This window comes from Sphingomonas sp. NIBR02145 (assembly GCF_027359115.1).
Classification (GTDB): Bacteria; Pseudomonadota; Alphaproteobacteria; order Sphingomonadales; family Sphingomonadaceae; genus Sphingomonas; species Sphingomonas kyeonggiensis_A.
Genome location: NZ_CP114791.1, coordinates 4,653,626 through 4,672,234, shown reverse-complemented (window position 1 = coordinate 4,672,234; position 18,609 = coordinate 4,653,626). Strand labels below are relative to the sequence as shown.

Below are 18,609 nucleotides of genomic sequence, written 5' to 3'. Positions count from 1 at the left end.
CAAGGGGGAGGCAGCACATGGATCTTCAGGCCTATTTAGCGCGCACCGGCCAGCCGCAGCCGACCACGCCGGACCGCATCACGCTCACCCAGCTGATGCAGGCCCATCTCGCTGCCTTCCCGTTCGAGAATCTCGACGTGCAGCTCGGCACGCCCATCTCGATCGATCCGGACGCGATCTTCGACAAGCTGGTGACGCGCCGGCGCGGCGGCTGGTGCTTCGAGCAGAACGGGCTGTTCGGCCGCGTCCTGGAGGCGCTGGGCTATGACGTCCGCCGCATCTCCGCCGGCGTGATGCGGCACGTGATCGGCGAGATGTCACTGGGCAACCATCTCGCGCTGCTGGTCAGGCTGGAAGGCCGGCTATGGCTGGTCGATGTCGGCTTCGGCGGCAGCCAGGCGGCACCCCTGCCCTTCGAAGCAGGAAACGCGCAATTCGCGCCCTATGCGGTGGCGCTGCGCGAAGTGGATGGCTGGTGGCGCTTCGAGGAGCGCTATGGCGAGGACGATCCGTTCAGCTACGATTTCAGCGACGCGCCCGCCGACGAGGCGCTGTTCGCCCAGCGCTGCGCCGAGCTGCAGGTCGCGCCGCAATCGCCCTTCGTCCAGAACCTCGTGGTCCAGCAGCGCCGCGGCGACACCCACAGCATATTGCGCGGGCGCGTCCTCATCACGCGCGGCCCCGAGGGCGAGACGAGCGAGACCCTCCAGAACGCAGAAGCGCTGGTCGAGCGGCTCGACCAGCGCTTCGGTTTGGCGGTGCCGGAGGCGGCGGGGCTATGGGACGCGATCTGCGCCCGCCACGCCGCCCTGTTCCCGGACGCTTAGTTGCTGTTGTTGGTGCGGAACAGCGTCTCGGCGGTGTGCTCGATCGGCGCGGCCGGCGCGTCGTCGCCATGGCCTTCGGCTTCGCGGGCCGCGGCGGTGCGCTCGGCACGGAGCTGCTCGATCAGCGCTTCGCGGTCGCCCTCGAGGCGAGTATCGACCTGTGCCTCGATGCCGGCGGCCTTGGCGGCCTTGGCGACCAGCGCGTCAAGCTCGCGCTGCGAAGTGAGGCCCAGCGTCACCGGGTCCTTCGGCACGATATTGGCGATGTTCCAATGGCTGCGGTCGCGAATCGCGGCGATGGTGGTGCGGGTGGTGCCGATCAGCTTGCCGATCGCGCCGTCCGAGATCTCCGGATGGTTGCGCAGGATCCAGGCGATGCCGTCCGGCTTGTCCTGGCGCTTCGACACCGGGGTGTAGCGCGGGCCCTTGGTGCGGCGGACCTGCTCGGGGCCCTTGAGCATCTTGAGGACGTAGTTCGGGTCCTTCTGGCCCTTCTCGATCTCGTCCATCGTCAGCTCGTGCGCACGGACCGGATCGCGGCCGGTGAGCTTGGTCGCGGCGGTATCATCGGCGATCGCCTGGACCTCGAGGATGTGCAGGCCGCAGAACTCCGCGATCTGATCGAACGAGAGCGAAGTGTTGTCGACCAGCCAGGAAGCGGTCGCATGCGGCATCAGCGGCTGGGCCACTTTTCGTCTCCAGAAATAGAAAGGGCCACCCTTCACGGGTGGCCTGTCACGGGCCCGACTTAATGCGAGAAGTCGCGAAGAGCAAGAAAAAGGGGGCGGGATGCGCAGGCAGTACGCCCATAATTGCCCCCGGGATGACGATTATTGCGTGCTCAGGCCGCTGCCCGCTCCCCATGCATCGGATGCAGCGCATTGAGGAACTGGCGCGCGCTGGCTTCCCAGGTGAAGGTCCGGCCATAGGCGGCGCAGGCCGCGCGATCCCGGGTCAGCGCGATGCCGATCGCCTTGGTCAGGTCGGCGTCCATCGCGCCGGTCTCCGGCGTCAGCACATCGATGGGCCCGGTGACCGGATAGCCCGCGACCGGCACGCCGCAGGCCAGCGCCTCGATCATCACCAGCCCGAACGTGTCGGTCTTGCTCGGGAAGACGAAGACGTCGGCGGCGGCATAGGCGGATGCGAGCTCGGGGCCGAACATCGGGCCCAGGAACTTCGCTTCCGGGAAGCGTGCCTGAAGCGAGGCGCGGGCCGGGCCGTCGCCCACCACGACCTTGGTGCCCGGATGCGAGGTCTTCAGGAAGGCCTCTATATTCTTCTCGATCGCGACCCGGCCGACATAGAGCTGCACCGGCCCTTCCAGCCCCTGCATCGCCGGATGCGGCGCTATGCCCGGGTGGAAGTTCGCCAGGTCCACGCCGCGGCCCCAATGCTTCACATGGGACAGGCCATGGTCGATCAGCGACTGGCGGATCGAGGGGGTGGAGGCCAGGATCGCCTGGCTCGGCGCGTGGAACCACTTGATGTAGCGCCAGATCCATTCGGCCGGCACGCCGGAGCGCGCCGAGACATAGTCCGGGAACTGGGTGTGGTACGCCGTGGTGAACGGCATGTCGTGGCGGATGCACCAGCGCCGCGCGGCGACGCAGAGCGGCCCTTCGGTCGCCAGGTGGATCGCCGTCGGATTGAATTCCTCCAGCATCGCCCCGACGCTGGCGACCCGGGCGAGCGCCAGCCGGATCTCCGGATAGGTCGGGCACGGCAGCGAATAGAAGAGGTCGGGCGAGATCACGATGACCTTGTGGCCCTGCTTTTCCAGCACCGCGCGCACCGATTGCAGCGTGCGCACGACTCCGTTCACCTGGGGCTCCCAGGCGTCTGTCACTATGGCTATCCGCACGGGTCCGACCTCCGTTGCCGCCGTCACGCAGCCGCCAGTCTGACCCCGGACGCTAGTTCGCTTTCGCGCTTCGCCATCTCTTCGGCCCAATGGAGAATTTCCATCGTACCGTCGTAATGCTCCACGAGCGCGGTGCAACCCTCCACCCAATCGCCGTCATTGTAATAGGCGATGCCTTCGATGTCGCGCATCTCGGCCGTGTGGATATGTCCGGCGATCACGCCGTCGACTCCCCGCGCACCGGCTTCGTGCGCGACGATCTCTTCGAACTTGGAAATGAACTCGACTGCGTTCTTCACCTTGGCCTTGGCGTATTTGCTCAGCGACCAATAGGGCATGTCGAGCATGCGGCGGACGCGGTTCACCAGCCGGTTGAGGCCCATCATCATCTCGTAGGCGGCATCGCCCAGATGCGCGAGCCAGCGGTGCGACATGGTGATCGCGTCGAACTCGTCGCCGTGCAGCACGAGCAGGCGGCGGCCGTCGGCGGTGGTGTGGATCGCCTGCCGGCGGATATGCACGCCGCCGAAGTTCAGGCCCGAGAACTGGCGGAACATCTCGTCATGGTTGCCCGGGATATAGACGATCTCGGTGCCGCGCTTGGCGCGCTTCAGGAAGCGCCAGACGATGTCGTTGTGCGAATCGGGCCAGTAGAAGCGCTTCTTGAGCGCCCAGCCGTCGAGGATGTCGCCGACGAGGTACATCACGTCGCAATCGACATGATCGAGGAAGTCGATGAGCATCTCGGCATTGCAGCCGCGCGTGCCGAGATGGACGTCGCTGATCCAGACCGTGCGGTAGCGCTTGCGCTCGGTGACCGCCTTTTCGGGGATCGACGGAGTCGAAGCGTGGAAGTCCGCGAGATGCTGTGTGTCGAACGGAAGCCTCGTGATCGTGGCCATTTAACCAGCCCTGCAAATGCCCTTGCCTGGACCGGGTAAATGGCCGCGGAATATTACATTTCGAATCGTTTCGACTTCACGCGGATGTCATAGAACTATGCATAATGGGCCGCTTCCGCTCGTCGAATCAGGCGGTTATCGGAATATGCCGCGGATGGGCAGCGACCCGGTCGATCCAGGCGCGCACATTCGGATAGGCCTGCAGGCTGAACCCGCCATCCTCCGCGACATGGGTATAGGCATAGAGCGCGATGTCGGCGAGCGTCAGCCGGTCGATCACGAACCAGTCGCGCGTCTCGAGATGCTCGTCCATCAGCGCCAGCGCCGCCTCGCCCGCCGCCTGCTTGCCCGGCAGATTCGCCTGCTGGACCGCGCTCAGCTGGTCGAAGCCCACCCATTTCGCCCAGAAGCGCAAGGTCGCGACATTGGGCTCGTGGTTATATTGCTCCCAGAACAGCCAGCGCAGCATGTCCGCCCGCTCGAACCGGTCGTGCGGGATCAGGTCGCTGCCATCGGCCAGGTAGAAGCAGGCTGCATTGCTCTCGGGCAGGAAATCCTCGCCGACCTGCAGCGTCGGGATCCGGCCATTGGCGTTGACCCGCGCGAGGAACTCGGGCGTCCGCGTCTCGCCCTGCATGATGTCGTACTCGCGCCGCTCCAGCTTCAGCCCGAGATGCGCGGCGGTCAGCCGGATCTTGTAGCAATTGCCCGAGGCGGCATATTCGTGAAGCACCAGCGCGGCCATCATTCCCTCCCTTTGCCCAGCCCCTTTCGAGCGCTCGCGCATCCCGGGTCCAACAAATTGCGCGCGCCCAATCATAAGCCCAGCTGATCGATGCGCACGCCCCTCGGGGCAATACGCTACGCAATGGCCCCTAGGCCCGCTCCGCCCTCTATAAACCGAAATGGGGACCATGGAGACGCTGCGTGCACGGCCTGGACAGCATCAGACAGGAACATCGCGAACTGCTTCGCCTCACCGAAGCCGTGATGGAGGCCGCCGGCGCGATCGAACCCAGCTTCGACAAGATCGCCGCCGCGCGACACGCGCTCGGCCAGGCCGGCAGCCGCCATGTCATCGGCAAGCTGTCGACGATCACCCAGGCGCTCCAGGCCAGCGCCGACCCCGCCCACCTTGCGCTCGGCCGCCGCTTCACCGACGAGCTTATGACGCTGCGCCAGAGCGCCAGCGAGCATTACGGGCTGTGGACGATGGCCCGGGTGAAGGAAGATCCCCGCGAGTTCCGCATGGCGGTGCGCAGCCAGTATCGCGCGCTCAAGGCGCGGGTCGACTGGGAAGAGGCGGAAGTCTTCCCCGTCGTCGCCCAGCTCCTCGCCGCGCCGGCGGCGATGCCGGTGCAGCATCGCGCCACCGGGATCAGATAAGCCCGTTCGCCGCGCGCCAGCGCATCGTCCGGCGGTGCCACAGCCAGATCGCCGGTCCCAATTCCATAGCCCCTCCACCAAGGTGCCCGATCCCAAACGCGCGCACCGGAGACGACGGAAATATCTACCCGCCCGAACGCGCCTTTCGCCCGCCGGAGGGCGCCGGCTTGTCGTCCTCATCGTCGGACGAAGCCGCCACGATGTTCTTCGTGCCCAGGTCCGCCGCTCCCGCGACCAGCCCGTCAAGCGTGCCGCCGTCAAAGCCCAGCTCGCGCATCAGCCCGTCGATCACCGGTGCCTGCGCGCGGTAGCGCAGCGCCGCGGCGACCGCCGAATTGGCGAGGTTGCGATCGCCTTCCCCGCCCGCATCGGCGACACCCGCCGAACCGCCACGCCCGGTGATGCCGTCGACCTGGACGATCTTGATCGAATCGATCGCCTCCAGCGGCTTGGAGGCTTCGCGGATCACTTCGGGCAGCACCTTGAGCAGCGCCAGCTTGGTCTGCAGCGACATGGTCTCGGACGAGAGCAGGTTCGCCGCCTCGTTGATCGCGCGCTGGCCGGCGGCTTCCACTTCGAAGCGCACCCGGTCCGCCTCGGCCTTGAGCTTGGCGGCTTCCGCCTCGCCCTCTGCCTGGAGGCGGGCCGCCTCGGCGCGATCGGACGCGGCCTGCTTCTCGGCATCGGCCTGCACCTTGATGCCGATCGCGGCGCGCTCGGCCTCACGCGCGGCGTCGATCAGCTCGATCCGCTTCTGGCGCTCGGCAACTTCGGCCTCGCGGGCGGTGCCGACGCGTTCCTCGGCGACCACCGCCTCGGCGCGCGCCTTGTCCGCCTCGGCCCGGGCCTGGCTTTCCTCGCGGCTCTTGTTCTGCACCGCGATCTGCTGCTCCTGCCGGGCGAGCTCGAGCGCCTGGTCCTGCGCGATCTTGGCCTGCTGCACCGCGCGGTCCGCCTCGATCTGCTGGCTATCGACCAGCTTCTTGGCCTCGATCCGTGCCTGGTCGGATTCCTGCTGACGCAGCGACTGCTCGCGCGCGACTTCGGCGGCCTGCACGGCCCGGCGCATCTCGACTTCGCGCTCCTGCTCCAGCCGGGCGAACTCGGTATCGCGGCTGATCAGGAAGCTCTGACGCGCCGCCTCGAGATTCTTGGTTTCGATCTGCACGCGCGTGTCCTGCTCGATGTCGTTGCGCGCCTTCTTGCGCAGCTCGATCTGCTCGGTGAGCTTGGTCAGCCCCTCGGCGTCGAACGCGTTGTTGGCGTTGAAATGCTCGATCGAGGTCTGGTCGAGCCCGGTCAGCGACACCGATTCGAGCTCAAGGCCGTTCATCGCGAGGTCGACCGACGAGACCTGCTGCACCTTCTGCACGAAATCGGCGCGCTGCTCGTGGAGCTGCGCCATCGTCATGCCCGCCGCGACCGAGCGCAGCGCGTCGACGAACTTGCCCTCGACCAGTTCCTTGAGCGCATCGGGGTTCATCGTGCGCATGCCCAGCGTCTGCGCGGCGATCGCGATTGCCTGGGCATCGGGGCGCACGCGGACATAGAATTCCGCCTTCACATCGATGCGCAGCCGGTCGAGCGTGATCAGCGCGTCCATGTTCTTGCGCTCCACCGCGAGGCGCACGGTGTTCATGTTCACCGGCATCGTCTCATGGAACACCGGCAGGACGAGCGCGCCGCCGTTGATCACCACTTTCTCGCCGCCAAAGCCCGTGCGGACGAAGCCAATCTCCTTCGAGGCGCGCTTGTAGAGCCGCGCCAGCGTGAGGCCGAGGATCAGCAGCGCGAACAGCGCGATGCCGGCATAGATCAGATACGGAATCATCGAAGTGGCTCCTGCGGGCACGATCGCGTTCATGGGGTCACCCATCCAGACGTGGTAAGTGGAAATCGCCGCGCGAGATCGCGCGGAAGCATTCGCCTTCGCGGCGGACGAGCAGCACGCGCTCGCCTTCCTCGAAGACCTGGCCGGCATTGTCGGGCTCGACCATGATGTAGTGGACCTGGCCGTGATGGTCCTCGGCGCGGGCGCGGGCCGGAGAACCGGTGCTGGCGCGGCCGGTGACGATCTGCGCGCTGGTGCCGACCAGCACGTCGAGCGGCACGGCGGTAGTGAAGTCGCGCGGCAGGATCGGCGCCAGCAGGCGCGCGGCAAGGCCCGTGACCGGCAGCGCGGCAATTCCGACCAGCGGCACCGCGGCGACGGTCGAGAGCGGCTCGCCGGTCCAGTCGCGCAGCAGCTGCTGCAGCGCCAGCCCGCCGATCCCGAAGATCGCCAGGAAGACCACGATCAGCATCAGCAGCGGCAGACGCCCGACGCCGAGCCAGGAAAGGAAATCGAAGTGGAGGTCGCCTTCGACGTGCAGGTCGGAATCGACGTCGTGGCCGAAGCCGATCACCTGCACCAGGCCGATGAGCAGCATCAGCAATACCGCGACGACGAACGCGAAATTCCCCTCCGCGAGAAGAAACGCAAGCACCCTGGATCCCCCGATTCGAAGGGGGATGCTAGTTGCCGGAAACTCGTTTCCCTAGCGAAATCGGAACCGTTTCAGGGGGCTAGGGTGGCTTTCCTCCAGGATTCCCGGAGAGGAGCGAAAGCCATCCCTCTCCGTCGTCATCCCCGCGAAGGCGGGGATCCATTGCCGCAGGTGGCAATGGGACTCACGACCGTCAGCCGGAATGGATTCCCGCCTTCGCGGGAATGACAGGCTTGGGAGCTGGTAGGCGGCGTCGGGAAAAGCCGCGCCCTACCCCACCGTCAGCACGATCTTCCCGACATGATCCCCCGCTTCCATCCGGGCATGCGCACCGGCCGCATCGGCCAGGGGGAAGGTCTTGTCGATCACCGGCTTCAGCCTGCCCTCCGCCACGAACGGCCACACCGTGCGGTGGATCTCGTCGGCGAGCAGGCTCTTGAACTCCACCGAGCGCGGGCGGAGCGTCGATCCGGTCAGCGTCAGCCGCTTGCGCATGATCTCGAAGAGCGGGATCGTCGCCTGCAGCCCGCCCTGCACCGCGATCGAGACGTGCCGACCGTCCTCGGCCAGGCACTGGAGGTTGCGCGGCACATAGTCGCCGCCCACCATGTCGAGCACGATGTTCACGCCCTTGCCGCCGGTGATCTCCTTCACCCGCGCGACGAAATCCTCGGTCTTGTAGTTGATCGCGTGATCCGCACCGATCCGCTTCGCAGCTTCGCACTTCTCGTCCGATCCGGCGGTGACGATGATCGTCAGCCCGAACAGGTTGGCGAGATGGATGGCCATCGTGCCGATGCCGCTGGTGCCGCCGTGGACCAGGATCCAGTCGCCATCCACGGCATAGGCGCGCTCGAACACGTTGCTCCACACGGTGAACAGCGTCTCGGGAATCGCCGCGGCCTCGACCATCGAGATCGCCGGCGGAACCGGCAGGCACTGGCCGACCGGCGCGACCGCGTATTCGGCATAGGCCCCGCCCGTGATCAGCGCGCAGACCGGCGTGCCGATCACTTCGCCGGGTACGCCCTCGCCGAGCGCGACTACCTTGCCCGCGATCTCCATGCCCAGGATCGAGGGGGCGCCAGGCGGCGGCGGGTACATGCCCTTGCGCTGCATCACCTCGGGACGGTTCACCCCGGCGGCGGCGACCTTGACCAGCACTTCGCCCGGCCCCGGCTGCGGTATGGGGCGCGACACCGGCACCAGTACCTCGGGCCCGCCGGGCGCCTCGGGATCGATTGCCAGCATCGTTTCCGGAAGAGCCATTGCCGTGTCGCTTTCGAACGCAGGAGAAACCGTTGGCCTTATTGACATCGGCCCTGCCAGGGTCAACGCTGCCTCCCATGGACGCCGACGAAAATCTTCCGCGTCGCAAGGACGACCTCGTCGCCCAGCTCGGACGCCAGGACCTCGATCCCCTTTCGGTTGAGGAACTTAGCGAGCGCATTGCGATGCTAGAGGCCGAGATAGATCGGACTCGAACCAAAATTTCACGCGCCATTAACCACCGCGCAAGCGCGGACGCTCTATTTAGGAAATGAGCGTGACGGCACCGGAGATGGGGCGAAACGCCATTCTACTCCGGTGCGGGGCCGCTGCGCTTGATGCGGGGCCCATGCCTCCCGACATAAGGGGAGACAGGGGCCGTGTATCCTTTTCGGCCCACAGGAGTTGTAGCTGAATGCCTAGTTTCGCCTCCGCCCTCGAATCGACCCTCCACAAGGCGCTCGAAGCCGCGAGCTCGCGACGCCATGAATATGCCACGCTCGAGCATCTGCTGCTCGCGCTCGTCGACGACGAGCATGCGAGCAAGGTGATGAGCGCGTGCGGGGTAGATCTGGGCGAACTCAAGAATACCGTCGCGCACTATCTCGATACCGAGCTTGAAGCACTCAAGGTCGATCAGGCGACCGATCCGTCGCCGACCAGCGGCTTCCAGCGCGTCGTCCAGCGCGCGATCCTCCACGTCCAGTCCTCGGGCCGCGACGAAGTGACCGGCGCGAACGTGCTCGTCGCGCTGTTCAGCGAGCGCGAGAGCTATGCCGTCTATTTCCTGCAGCAGCAGGACATGAGCCGCCTCGACGCGGTGAGCTATATCTCGCACGGCGTCGGCAAGGGCGGCACCGGCAGCACCGAATCGACTCCGCCCAAGGGCGCTGCGGACGAGGACAAGTCGTCCAAGCAGGAGACCAAGTCGGGCAAGGGCGAGAGCGCGCTCAAGCAGTTCACCGTCGATCTCAACGAGAAGGCGAAGAACGGCAAGGTCGATCCGCTGATCGGCCGCGGTCCCGAAGTCGATCGCACGATCCAGATCCTGTGCCGCCGCTCGAAGAACAACCCGCTCTATGTGGGCGATCCGGGCGTGGGCAAGACCGCGATCGCGGAAGGCCTGGCACGCAAGATCGTCGAGGGCGAAGTGCCCGACGTGCTCAAGGAAGCGGTGATCTACTCGCTCGACATGGGCGCGCTGCTCGCCGGCACCCGCTATCGCGGTGACTTCGAGGAGCGCCTGAAGCAGGTCGTCAACGAGCTGGAGAAGCTGCCCCACGCGGTCCTCTTCATCGACGAGATCCACACCGTGATCGGTGCCGGCGCCACCAGCGGCGGCGCGATGGACGCGTCGAACCTGCTCAAGCCGGCTCTGTCGGGCGGCTCGATCCGCTGCATCGGCTCGACCACCTACAAGGAGTTCCGCAACCACTTCGAGAAGGACCGGGCGCTGCTCCGTCGCTTCCAGAAGATCGACGTGAACGAGCCGACGGTGGAGGACACGATCAAGATCCTCGCCGGCCTGCGCTCGGCGTTCGAGGACCATCACCACCTCAAGTACACCCCCGACGCGATCAAGTCGGCGGTGGAGCTTTCGGCGCGCTACATCAACGACCGCAAGCTGCCGGACAAGGCGATCGACGTGATCGACGAGGCCGGCGCGATGCAGATGCTGGTACCGCCCTCGAAGCGCAAGAAAACGATCACGCCCAAGGAAATCGAGCAGGTCATCGCGACCATGGCTCGAATCCCTCCGAAGAGCGTGTCCACCGACGACACAAAAACGCTCGCGAACCTGGAAACGGATCTCAAGCGGGTGGTGTTCGGCCAGGACAAGGCGATCGAGGTGCTGTCCTCGGCGATCAAGCTCAGCCGTGCGGGCCTGCGCGATCCGGACAAGCCGATCGGCAACTACCTGTTCTCGGGCCCGACCGGCGTCGGCAAGACCGAGGTGGCGAAGCAGCTCGCCGAGCTGCTCGGCATCCCGCTCCAGCGCTTCGACATGTCCGAATATATGGAGCGCCACAGCGTCTCGCGCCTGATCGGTGCCCCTCCGGGCTATGTCGGCTATGATCAGGGCGGCCTGCTCACCGACGCGGTCGACCAGCAGCCGCATTCGGTGCTCCTGCTCGACGAGATCGAGAAGGCGCATCCGGACCTGTTCAACATCCTGCTGCAGGTGATGGACAACGGCAAGCTGACCGATCACCACGGCAAGACGGTCGATTTCCGCAACGTGATCCTGATCATGACCACGAATGCGGGCGCGTCGGACATGGCCAAGGAGTCGATCGGCTTCGGCGAGATGAGCCGCGACGACGTCCAGGAAGAGGCGGTGAAGAAGCTCTTCACTCCCGAATTCCGCAACCGTCTCGATGCGATCGTGCCGTTCGACTATCTGCCGCCGGCAGTGGTCACCCGGGTGGTCGACAAGTTCATCCTCCAGCTCGAGCTGCAGCTGGCGGATCGCGGCGTCCACATCCAGCTCGACGAGGCGGCCAAGAACTGGCTCACCGAGCGCGGCTACGACAAGCTTTATGGTGCGCGTCCGATGGGCCGCCTCATCCAGGAGAAGATCAAGCAGCCGCTGGCCGAGGAGCTGTTGTTCGGCAAGCTCGTCCATGGCGGCGAGGTCAATGTGAAGCTCAAGGACAATGCCCTGAGCTTCCAGGTCACCCAGGCCGCGCCCAAGCCGAAAAAGGGTAAGAAGGAAGCCGCCAAGGCGTCCAAGTAAGCCATCGATCAAGCCAATGTGCGGGCCGGGAGGAAACTCCCGGCCCGTTTCGTTTTGCCCGGAGCCGCTTCTGCGATAGTCTCTCCGTCGCGCCAGAATGCACTCTGGTCGCCGGAAGAGCGTTGCTCGTCGTACGCGACATGACCACGCCGCTTCGCGTGCATAGCCGGGCCGCCGCCACTCCCCAGGCCGAGGGTTCGATCGGCACGGGGACATAACCGGCGACTATGGTTGATGTGTAATATACGAATAACACACCCTTGCAATTTCGTTCCGATGTCGTAAGGGGCGCTCGCGTTTTCGGGTCGCAGCCATGGTTTTCCAGGGAGAATCCGAATGCGACCGAAGATAATGAAGATGTTGGGTGCCGGCACGGCGCTGGCGGGACTGCTCGCCGCGGGCCTGGTTGTCGCCCAGACCAGCGAGACCGCGCCCGAGGCGCGTTACGTTATGGATATCGGCACCACAGCCGGGATGATGGGCCAGGGCGACAGCCGCGAGATGGTGCTGCGCCTCGGCTCGCGCCTGCCCGCCACCGGTGGCGCGCCCAAGGCCGATCACTTCCTGCCCGAGGGCATGCGCATGGGCGCTTCCGTGCCGCTCGTCACGCCGGAGCCGAACAAGCCGGCCAAGGAAGAATATAAGTTCGACCGCCCCAAGGGCCGCATGCTGATCTACTGGGGCTGTGGCGCGCATGTCGGCCCGGGCCAGCCTGTGATCATCGACTTCGCCAAGGTCGCCAAGGGCCAAGTGCCGCCCGACCTATTCGCCGCCGGCATTCCGGCCGAACTCGGCCCCCGCCCCGGCAACAGCCGCACCTATGGCGATTGGCCGAACGGCAAGGGCAATGCCCAGGTGCGCGGCAATTCCTCGCTGATCGGCCAGCACCGGATCGCGGGCAATTACAGCCCCGAGATCAGTTTCGCGCTGAACCAGGACTTCATGAGCGCCCCGCGCGTGAAGGCCGGCCAGGCGGCCGATGGATCGATCCCGCTCAACTGGGGCCAGGTGCCTTTGGCGACCGGCTATTATGCCTGGGCGATGGGCACCGGCGATCGCAAGGACGGCGACATGGTGTGGTGGGCTTCGTCCGCCACGCGCCAGTTCGGCGGCGACCTGTGGAGCTGGCTGTCGCCGGCGACGGTCAACCGGCTGATCGGCCAGAAGGTGGTGATGCCGGCAACACAGACGAGCTGCACCATCCCCACCGAGGTGAAGGCCGCTGCCGGCGAAATGATGATGGGCTTCCTCTATGCCTATGGTCCGGAAGCGAACTTCGCGTTCCCGGAACGGCCCAAGGATCCCAAGATCGCCTGGCGCCCGAAATGGACCGCCAAGGCGCGCTATCGCTCGATGGCCAATTTCATGACCGGCATGCCCGACATGGGCGACGCAATGCGCGGTCAGATGCCTGCAAACCAGGACGGCCAGCCCGAGCAGCCGAAGCCCAAGCCCTGCAAGCCCAAGCTGGGTGGCCTGCTCAAGCGCGCCGCCGGCCTGGGCGGCGGCTGCTGAACGCTTTTACGGTTCCCTAGGGAGCGGGGGCGGCAGCGTATCGCCGTCCCCGCCAAGCCGCTGCGACAAATAGCGTGCGGCTAAGGAGAATCCCGTAAATCTTTACGGGTTGTTTGTCATGTTGGGCGTAGGCCGTCCCCATGCCGGGGGTGCGCCTTTTCCACCTTGTTCTCCTGTGCGGTGTGTTTGCCCTTCTGCTGAGCATCGCGCCGCCCGCGCACGCACAGCCACCCTCGACGGGCGACCTGCAAGTCTGTTTGTTGCGCGATACCGGGGGGATGAACCCGGCCGAACTCGTCCGCCATCCCGAACGCTTCGATTGCACTACCAAGCAGTACAAGCTTGGTCCGGGCAATTACTGGGCGCTCTCCCAGCCGATCAACGCCGTCTCCACCCCGGAACGGCCGCTGGTGATCAACTTCGCCAGCCTTTGGCAGCAGCAGCTCTCGGCGCAGCTCTTCTACGCGGACGGCCATGTTCATGGCTATCGGACCGATGCGCGCGGCATCACCCCGCTGATCCAGCTCGGTGCGCTTGCCGCCCTGCCGGTCCCCCCCTCGAAGGCGCCCCTGGCTCGCGTGCTCTGGCATGTCGAGGGCGCGGCCAATGTCCGTGGCGTGCTGCTCGGCGCCGAACTCAGCGACACGCAGCGGATCGCGACGACCAACCTCGCCATGGCCGCGCTCTACACCGGGTTCGCCGGGATGTGCCTGGCGCTGATCGTCTACAACTTCGCGCTGTGGTGCGCGATGCGCTATCGCTTCCAGCTCCACTATTGCGCGCTGCTTACGGTGCTGGTCGGCTATGGCCTCTCGTCCTCGGGCGCGATGGCATGGTTCTGGCCGGATATGGTCAACAACGACCGGCTGCGCTTCAACTATCTGTTCCTGGGACTGGCGGGCGGCGCCGCGGCACTGTTCACCCTCAGCTTCTTCGAGATGAAGATCCGCTCGCGCCGGCTCGACATCTATACGCGCATGGTCGCCACCGCCGTGCCGCTGTCGGGCATCATCGTGTTCCTGTTCGGCGCGATCGATCTCCGCCTGGCCGACATGTTCTACACGCTGACCATCCTCGGCCTGATCTCGATCGTGGTGCCGACGCTCTGGTACGCCTGGATGCAGCGCTCGCATTTCCTGTGGCTGTTCGCCCTCGCCTGGAGCGCCCCGGTCGTGCTCGCGATGATGCGTGTCCTCGCCAATCTCCATGTGCTGCCGTGGAGCTTCTGGCTCGACAATTCGACGATCGTCTCGATGATGTTCGAAGCGCTCGTCTCGGCGCTGGCCGTCGCCTATCGCATCAAGTTCCTGCGCGACGAGCGGGATGAGGCGATCACCCGCGAAGTGCTCGCGCGCCGCCTTGCCGATACCGATCCGCTCACCGGCCTGCTCAATCGCCGCGCCTTCCTCGACCAGGCGCTCGGTCGCCCGGGCGAACAACAATTGCTGATTGTCGACATCGACCATTTCAAGCGCGTCAATGAGACGCTCGGCCATGACGGCGGCGACGAGGTGCTGCGCCTGTTCGCCCGCACGCTGCGCTCCGCCACGCCGGCGGATTCGCTGGTCGCCCGGCTGGGCGGCGAGGAATTCGCGCTGCTTTCGCACAGCGGCACCCCGATCGAGCCCGAGCAACTGCTCAACAAGCTCCGCCAGACGCGCATGCCCTTCGACCTCAAGGTCACCGCCAGCATCGGCGCCTGTACCGGCCCGCTCGCCGACGACAAGAACTGGAAGGCGCTCTATCGCTGCGCCGACATCGCCCTGTTCGAGGCCAAGTCGGCCGGCCGGGACCGCGCCAGAGCCCGCCGCGAAGCGGCCTGATCCCGACACCGCGAAGGCGCCTGATTCGCTTGCCCGGATGCGGCTTCGGGCGTATGCGGGTAACCATGTCGGGACGAGCCAGAAAGATCGCTTTCGGGGCGCTAGCTGCGCTTGCACTGCTCGCCGTCGCTTCCCCCAATCGCCGCGCCGACATCGCCCTCCACATGCACCGCGTGGACGATCTCGCGCCGCAGCGGATCGAGGCCGTCGTCGATATCGGGATCTTCGCGATTTCCGTGCTCGTTACGTGGAGCAAGCGGCTTACGACTTGACCCCCACAAAGGCTTGCTTACACCAGTGTCAATGACTGACCCCGAACAGATCTGGCGTACCGCGTATCGTCACCCGGGTGCATGGGACACCCAGTTCCCGCCCCAATCCATGGTCGAGCTGTTCGAGGCTAGCGCCCGCGCCCATCCGCAGGCGCCCCTGCTCGATTTCATGGGCCGGCACTACAGCTATGGCGAGACGCTAGACGGCGTGAACCGCGTCGCCTGCGGGCTCAAGGCACTGGGATATGGCCCGGGCGACCGCATCGGGCTCTTCCTGCCCAACGTCCCGCATTACGTCGCCGCCTATTACGGCATCCTCAAGCTCGGCGCGACGGTGGTGAACTTCTCGCCGCTCTACACGGTCGAGGAGCTGAGCCACCAGGTCGCCGATTCGGGCACGAGGCTGCTCTTCACCATCTCCGCCTCGGCGCTGCTGCCGACCGCGCTCAAGGTGCTCGAGCAGAGCGCGCTCGAGCGGCTGGTGGTCGGATCGGTCGCCGGCGCCCTGCCTCCGGCCAAGTCCTTCTTCTACCGGCTGTTCAAGAGCGCGGAAGTCACCGAGCGCCCGCATGACGAGCGGATCATCGCCTTCTCGAAACTGATCGCCAATGACGGTGCCTGCGATGCGCCCAGCATCGACCCCGAGAAGGACGTCGCGCTGATCCAGTATACCGGCGGCACCACCGGCACGCCCAAGGGCGCGGTGCTGACCCACCAGAACCTGTCGGCCAATGCCCGCCAGGTCGCCCGGCTCGATCCGGAAATGGCCACCGCCAAGGACAGGATCCTCGGTGTCCTCCCCTTCTTCCACGTCTTCGCCAATACCTGCGTGCTCAACCGCACCGTGGTCACCGGCGGCGAGATCGTGATGCTGCCGCGCTTCAACGCCAAGCAGGCGCTGGCCGAGCTGCGCCGCACCCGCCCGCGCTCGCTGCCCGGCGTCCCGACCATGTACCAGGCTCTGCTCGACGCGCCCGGCATGAAGCCGGATGACTTCAAGTCGCTGCGCTTCTGCATCTCGGGCGGCGCGCCCCTGCCCGCCCAGCTCAAGGAAGAATGGGAGCGGGTCACGGGCGCCCGGGTGATCGAGGGCTATGGCCTGTCGGAAAGCTCGGGCGTGGTCTCGACCAATCCCTATACCGAGCTCAACAAGCCCGGCACGATCGGCCAGCCGATCCAGGGCACCCGTGTCCGCCTGGTCGACAAGGAAGACCCGACGCGTCCCCCGCCCGAGGGCGAGCCCGGCGAGATCGTCGTCCACGGCCCGCAGATCATGCAGGGCTATTGGAACCGCCCCGAGGCCGATGCCGAGGTGTTCGTCAGCGTCGAGGGCGAGCCGCACTGGCTGCGCACCGGCGATGTCGGGCTGATCGACGAGGACGGCTATATCCAGATCGTCGACCGGCTGAAGGACATGATCGCGGTCGGCGGGTTCAAGGTGTTCCCCAGCCAGATTGAGGCGGTGCTCTACCAGAACCCGGCCGTGAAGGAGGCGCTCGTGATCGGCCTGCCCGATCCCTATCATGGCGAGATGCCGCACGCCTATGTGACGCTGGACGAGGACGCCACGCCGATCACCGGCGCCGCGCTGGCCCAGTGGGTCAACGCCCGCGTCGGCAAGCATGAGCGCGTCGCCGAAGTGGTGGTGCGCGAGAGCCTGCCCAAGACGATGGTCGGCAAGCTCAGCCGCAAGGACCTGCTCAACGAAGTACGCTCGGAGCAGCAGGGATGAGGGCGTCGCTGGCCGTGCTGGCTCTGGCCCTCACGGCGGCGGCACCGGCGCCGGAGCAGCGGATAGACGTCGCGCTCTCGAGCTTCAAGTTCACTCCGTCCACCATCACGCTGGTGCATGGCCAGGCCTATGTGCTGCACCTGACCAGCAGCGGCGGGCACAATTTCGCGGCCAGGGACTTCTTCGCCGCCGCCACGATCGCGCCGGCGGACCGGGCGAAGATCCGGGACGGCAAGATCGAGCTCGACAGCGGTGACGCGGTCGACCTGCACTTCACCGCGCCCAGGGCCGGCACCTACCCGATCAAGTGCACCCACCTGCTCCACGCAAGCTTCGGGATGACGGGCAAGTTCGTGGTTTCGTAACCCAATAGGCCCCTCCCCCATGGGGGAGGGGCTAAGAAGGTTCTAATCCCCCGCCACCACATTCTTCCCGAACATCACCGCCTTCAGGTTCATGAACTCGTGCAGCCCCCAGGGGCCGAGCTCGCGGCCATGGCCCGACAGCTTCACGCCTCCGAACGGCGCCTCGGGCGTCGAGGCGAGCAGCGAGTTCACTGCGGTCATGCCGGCCTGGATATCGCGGGCGAAGCGCTCGATCTCATCCTCGTCCTGCGTCCACACAGAGGAGCCCAGCCCGTAGGGGACGTCATTGGCCAGTGCGATCGCCGCATCGATATCGGCAACCTTGTAGACCGCAGCCACGGGTCCGAAGACTTCCTCCTTCGCCACGTCGCTCTCGGGATCCATGTCGGTCAGCACGCCGGCGGTCATCCAGGCGCCGTCGCGCTCGATCTTCTCCGCCCCGAAGCGAAGGGTCGCGCCTTCGGCCACCGCGCGCTCGACCTGCTCCAGTACCGTATCGCGCTGGGCCACGCTGGAAAGCGGGCCCATGCCGGTGTCCTTCTCCATCGGATTGCCGATCTTCAGCGCCTTCATACCGCCCTCGAACTTCTCCAGGAACGCGTCATAGACATCGGCGTGCACGATCATCCGCTTGGCGCAGATGCAGCTCTGCCCGGCATTCTGGGTGCGCGCCGTCACCGCGGTCTTCGCCGCCAGGTCGAGATCGGCCGAGGGCATCACGATCAGCGGATCGGAGCCACCAAGCTCGAGCACCACCTTCTTGAGCGCGCGGCCGGCCGCCTGCGCCACCTGCATGCCCGCGCCTTCGCTGCCGGTCAGCGTCACTGCCACCACCCGCTTGTCGGCGATGATCGCGGCCACCTTGTCGGACTTGATGGGCAGGTTCTGGAACAGCCCGTCGGGCGCGCCGGCAGCGCTCATCATCTGCTGGATCAGCGCCGCGCAGCCCTGCACGTTCGAGGCGTGCTTCAGCAGACCGACATTACCCGCCATGATCGTCGGCGCGAGGAAGCGGATCACCTGCCAATAGGGGAAGTTCCACGGCATCACCGCCAGCACCGGCCCCATCGGCAGCCAGCGTGCCACGGCATGGCCGCCGCCGGCAGTCTGCACCGTGATCGGCTCGAGATAGCCGGGCCCCGCCTTGGCATAATGGCGGAAGCCGCTGATGCACTTCTCCACCTCGGCGATCGCGCTCGCCAGCGTCTTGCCCATCTCGCGCGTCGCGGTCTCGGCAAGATGCTGCTTGTTGGCTTCCCAGGCGTCAGCGATCTTGCCCAGCAATTCGGTGCGCTGCTCCAGCGACGAATCGCGCCACGACCGAAACCCCGCCTCGGCCCGGGCCAGCGCCGTCTCGATCCCGTCCGCGTCCAGCTCCGGATAGGTTTCGATCGTCTCTCCGGTGGCGGGATTGATGCTGGTGAACATGGG

At 66.2% G+C, this 18,609-nt stretch carries 17 protein-coding genes; 9 read left to right on the top strand and 8 right to left on the bottom strand.

All coding sequences use genetic code 11. The features are described from left to right. Positions 1-17: 17 nt before the first annotated feature. Positions 18-827 carry an arylamine N-acetyltransferase family protein gene (locus O3305_RS21515; protein ID WP_269574361.1) on the top strand — a complete coding sequence of 270 codons (810 nt, stop codon included), beginning with the start codon at positions 18-20 and terminating at the stop codon, positions 825-827. Here O3305_RS21515 and O3305_RS21510 read toward each other — a convergent pair. The 4 genes from O3305_RS21510 to O3305_RS21495 form a co-directional block, all read right to left on the bottom strand. Then, positions 824-1,516, bottom strand: coding sequence for a DUF1013 domain-containing protein (locus O3305_RS21510; RefSeq protein WP_269574360.1), 693 nt, complete (start codon positions 1,514-1,516; stop codon positions 824-826). The two genes, O3305_RS21515 and O3305_RS21510, sit on opposite strands and share 4 nt — an antisense overlap. A gap of 152 nt (positions 1,517-1,668) precedes the next feature. Further along, positions 1,669-2,691 carry a glycosyltransferase family 4 protein gene (locus O3305_RS21505; RefSeq protein ID WP_269574359.1) on the bottom strand — a complete coding sequence of 341 codons (1,023 nt, stop codon included), beginning with the start codon at positions 2,689-2,691 and terminating at the stop codon, positions 1,669-1,671. Between the two features lie 23 nt (positions 2,692-2,714). Continuing rightward, the gene (locus O3305_RS21500; RefSeq protein WP_184170069.1) at positions 2,715-3,593 is read right to left on the bottom strand and encodes a UDP-2,3-diacylglucosamine diphosphatase; all 879 of its coding nucleotides are present in this window, start codon (positions 3,591-3,593) and stop codon (positions 2,715-2,717) included. Between the two features lie 127 nt (positions 3,594-3,720). Then, a complete protein-coding gene (locus tag O3305_RS21495; protein ID WP_269574358.1) occupies positions 3,721-4,341 on the bottom strand; it encodes a glutathione S-transferase family protein in 621 nt (206 codons plus the stop codon). Between the two features lie 179 nt (positions 4,342-4,520). Between O3305_RS21495 and O3305_RS21490 the strand changes: the two genes are divergently transcribed. Then, positions 4,521-4,979 carry a hypothetical protein gene (locus O3305_RS21490; protein WP_269574357.1) on the top strand — a complete coding sequence of 153 codons (459 nt, stop codon included), beginning with the start codon at positions 4,521-4,523 and terminating at the stop codon, positions 4,977-4,979. 124 nt (positions 4,980-5,103) lie between these two features. Here O3305_RS21490 and O3305_RS21485 read toward each other — a convergent pair whose 3' ends face one another. From O3305_RS21485 to O3305_RS21475, 3 genes are all read right to left on the bottom strand, one after another. Next, positions 5,104-6,810 carry a flotillin family protein gene (locus O3305_RS21485; protein ID WP_269574356.1) on the bottom strand — a complete coding sequence of 569 codons (1,707 nt, stop codon included), beginning with the start codon at positions 6,808-6,810 and terminating at the stop codon, positions 5,104-5,106. Between the two features lie 37 nt (positions 6,811-6,847). Next, positions 6,848-7,465: a YqiJ family protein gene (locus O3305_RS21480; protein ID WP_269574355.1), complete on the bottom strand. Its 618-nt coding sequence runs from the start codon at positions 7,463-7,465 to the stop codon at positions 6,848-6,850. 270 nt (positions 7,466-7,735) lie between these two features. Beyond that, positions 7,736-8,734, bottom strand: coding sequence for an NAD(P)H-quinone oxidoreductase (locus O3305_RS21475; RefSeq protein ID WP_269574354.1), 999 nt, complete (start codon positions 8,732-8,734; stop codon positions 7,736-7,738). A 77-nt stretch (positions 8,735-8,811) separates the two neighbouring features. Between O3305_RS21475 and O3305_RS21470 the strand changes: the two genes are divergently transcribed. From O3305_RS21470 to O3305_RS21440, 7 genes are all read left to right on the top strand, one after another. Further along, entirely contained in the window at positions 8,812-9,009 is a 198-nt protein-coding gene (locus O3305_RS21470; RefSeq protein ID WP_184170085.1) for a DUF1192 domain-containing protein, read from the top strand. Positions 9,010-9,149: 140 nt separating this feature from the next. Then, positions 9,150-11,471 carry an ATP-dependent Clp protease ATP-binding subunit ClpA gene (gene clpA / locus O3305_RS21465; RefSeq protein WP_269574353.1) on the top strand — a complete coding sequence of 774 codons (2,322 nt, stop codon included), beginning with the start codon at positions 9,150-9,152 and terminating at the stop codon, positions 11,469-11,471. Between the two features lie 336 nt (positions 11,472-11,807). Next, positions 11,808-12,986, top strand: a complete 1,179-nt coding sequence (locus tag O3305_RS21460) for a hypothetical protein (RefSeq protein ID WP_269574352.1) — start codon at positions 11,808-11,810, stop codon at positions 12,984-12,986. 278 nt (positions 12,987-13,264) lie between these two features. Continuing rightward, positions 13,265-14,809, top strand: coding sequence for a sensor domain-containing diguanylate cyclase (locus tag O3305_RS21455; protein WP_269574351.1), 1,545 nt, complete (start codon positions 13,265-13,267; stop codon positions 14,807-14,809). A 65-nt stretch (positions 14,810-14,874) separates the two neighbouring features. Beyond that, positions 14,875-15,081: a hypothetical protein gene (locus tag O3305_RS21450; protein ID WP_184170095.1), complete on the top strand. Its 207-nt coding sequence runs from the start codon at positions 14,875-14,877 to the stop codon at positions 15,079-15,081. Positions 15,082-15,112: 31 nt separating this feature from the next. Then, positions 15,113-16,813: a long-chain-fatty-acid--CoA ligase gene (locus O3305_RS21445; RefSeq protein WP_269574350.1), complete on the top strand. Its 1,701-nt coding sequence runs from the start codon at positions 15,113-15,115 to the stop codon at positions 16,811-16,813. Then, a complete protein-coding gene (locus O3305_RS21440; RefSeq protein WP_269574349.1) occupies positions 16,810-17,178 on the top strand; it encodes a plastocyanin/azurin family copper-binding protein in 369 nt (122 codons plus the stop codon). The genes O3305_RS21445 and O3305_RS21440 overlap by 4 nt, the downstream gene beginning before the upstream one ends. 42 nt (positions 17,179-17,220) lie before the next feature. Here O3305_RS21440 and O3305_RS21435 read toward each other — a convergent pair whose 3' ends face one another. Further along, positions 17,221-18,606: an NAD-dependent succinate-semialdehyde dehydrogenase gene (locus O3305_RS21435; protein WP_269574348.1), complete on the bottom strand. Its 1,386-nt coding sequence runs from the start codon at positions 18,604-18,606 to the stop codon at positions 17,221-17,223. Between the last annotated feature and the right edge of the window lie 3 nt (positions 18,607-18,609).

Coding starts and splice junctions, on each gene's coding strand:
- O3305_RS21475 (WP_269574354.1), bottom strand. CDS start 8,734: ATGGCTCTTCCGGAAACGATGCTGGCAATCGATCCCGAGGCGCCCGGC.
- O3305_RS21455 (WP_269574351.1), top strand. CDS start 13,265: ATGAACCCGGCCGAACTCGTCCGCCATCCCGAACGCTTCGATTGCACT.
- O3305_RS21450 (WP_184170095.1), top strand. CDS start 14,875: ATGTCGGGACGAGCCAGAAAGATCGCTTTCGGGGCGCTAGCTGCGCTT.
- O3305_RS21500 (WP_184170069.1), bottom strand. CDS start 3,593: ATGGCCACGATCACGAGGCTTCCGTTCGACACACAGCATCTCGCGGAC.
- O3305_RS21515 (WP_269574361.1), top strand. CDS start 18: ATGGATCTTCAGGCCTATTTAGCGCGCACCGGCCAGCCGCAGCCGACC.
- O3305_RS21440 (WP_269574349.1), top strand. CDS start 16,810: ATGAGGGCGTCGCTGGCCGTGCTGGCTCTGGCCCTCACGGCGGCGGCA.
- O3305_RS21485 (WP_269574356.1), bottom strand. CDS start 6,810: ATGATTCCGTATCTGATCTATGCCGGCATCGCGCTGTTCGCGCTGCTG.
- clpA (WP_269574353.1), top strand. CDS start 9,150: ATGCCTAGTTTCGCCTCCGCCCTCGAATCGACCCTCCACAAGGCGCTC.
- O3305_RS21460 (WP_269574352.1), top strand. CDS start 11,808: ATGCGACCGAAGATAATGAAGATGTTGGGTGCCGGCACGGCGCTGGCG.
- O3305_RS21495 (WP_269574358.1), bottom strand. CDS start 4,341: ATGATGGCCGCGCTGGTGCTTCACGAATATGCCGCCTCGGGCAATTGC.
- O3305_RS21470 (WP_184170085.1), top strand. CDS start 8,812: ATGGACGCCGACGAAAATCTTCCGCGTCGCAAGGACGACCTCGTCGCC.
- O3305_RS21435 (WP_269574348.1), bottom strand. CDS start 18,606: ATGTTCACCAGCATCAATCCCGCCACCGGAGAGACGATCGAAACCTAT.
- O3305_RS21445 (WP_269574350.1), top strand. CDS start 15,113: ATGACTGACCCCGAACAGATCTGGCGTACCGCGTATCGTCACCCGGGT.